Origin of the sequence: Tritonibacter sp. SIMBA_163, assembly GCF_046535935.1 — a bacterium.
Classification (GTDB): Bacteria; Pseudomonadota; Alphaproteobacteria; order Rhodobacterales; family Rhodobacteraceae; genus Epibacterium; species Epibacterium scottomollicae.
In genome coordinates this window covers 1-235 of record NZ_JAWJBP010001352.1, presented here as the reverse complement: position 1 = coordinate 235, position 235 = coordinate 1, and the positions used below count along the sequence as shown (strand labels likewise).

The following is a 235-nucleotide window of genomic DNA, read 5'->3' as shown; positions in this document are numbered from 1 at the left end:
CAATCACTCCAGCCCAGCCGAAGACCCAGGAAATACGGCTGGATACGGATAATTGATGAATCGTCAATGCCAGAATCCCGCCAACCCCAAATTCCCAGACACGCGTAAAGGTGTGATAATAGGCGACCGGTTGATTGGCTGAAGTCAGGTAAACCGAATAGCCAAACGACGCAATGGCTAATACCGAGATCAATGCAATCAGCAGGCCCTTCAAGCGATTTTCTGACACCAGGCG

General features: G+C 50.6%; 1 protein-coding gene. It reads right to left on the bottom strand.

All coding sequences use genetic code 11. From position 1 onward, the window contains the following. Positions 1–214, bottom strand: a 214-nt coding sequence (locus R0J92_RS26690) for a hypothetical protein (RefSeq protein ID WP_411053902.1), incomplete at its 3' end; no start/stop codon positions are given. Positions 215–235: the final 21 nt, after the last annotated feature.